The sequence below is a fragment of the Pseudomonas sp. ACN8 genome, from assembly GCF_002303925.1.
GTDB lineage: Bacteria > Pseudomonadota > Gammaproteobacteria > Pseudomonadales > Pseudomonadaceae > Aquipseudomonas.
This window is the reverse complement of record NZ_MRCS01000122.1, coordinates 1-845: the sequence shown is the minus strand read 5'-3', so window position 1 is coordinate 845 and position 845 is coordinate 1. Positions and strand designations below refer to the sequence as shown.

The window sequence follows — 845 nt, the reverse complement described above, 5'->3', positions numbered from 1 at the left end:
ACCAGATAGACCGTGTCGTCAGGCGCCGGCAACCAGTTGGCTTCCTTGGCCTTGCCCGGCGAATCCTTCTGGATGTACAGGGTCAGTGAGCCATCCGCGTTCTTCTTCATCGCCGACAGCATCGGCGAATTGATCAGGTAGCGGTTGAGCGGGTTCTTGATCAGCAGCTGGCTCTTGCCGTCGTACATGGTCACCGACCAGAAGGCATTGACGGGCGGCAGTTTGCCAGCCGGGAAGGTCAGCGTGTAGTTGCGCTTGCCGGTATTCAACGTCTGACCGCTGCCGTCGGTGCGCGTGTAGGGGTACGTCGCCTCGGTGGCGTTGTTGCCGTACAGACCGCCCTTCGCGGCGCCGGCCCGCATCAGCCAGTCGCCTTTGTAGAACGCCTGGTCGCCGAAGAACGCGCCGACGTTCCAGCCGTTGATGTTCTTCATGCCGCTCGCGAGGAACTTGTCGACCTGCTCGTCGCCGGCCTTCATTCCCAGCAGGATCGCGGCCTTGTGCTCGAGCGAGAGGTCCTTGAATTCGAAGCTGCGACCGGGGCCAACCCCGATGCTGGCCAGCTTCGCCCGGATCGCCTTGTCCTCAGCCGATGGCGGCACATACTCCAGCGCGGCCGACAGGTACTCGAAGAAGTTGGCCTTGATGCCCTCCGTGGTGGCCGGCACGAAAGCGATTTTCGGCGCAGCGGGCGGCGCGGGTTGATGGAGGAAGGCGGACAGCGGCTGGATCTTGTAAGCCGCCTGCACCTTCTCGACATTCGGCATGTCGGCCGGATTGAACAGCTGGGTGCGGATCAGCGTCAGTGCGAAGGGCGTCGTGGAGCTGAACACCTTGTCGATGCC

Annotated in this window: 1 protein-coding gene; it reads right to left on the bottom strand. The window is 63.0% G+C overall.

Annotation, left to right across the window (positions count from 1 at the left end; translation table 11 throughout):
- Positions 1-845 (bottom strand): DUF1254 domain-containing protein (locus BSF44_RS29215; RefSeq protein ID WP_141250122.1); only part of this gene is annotated, 845 nt, incomplete at both ends.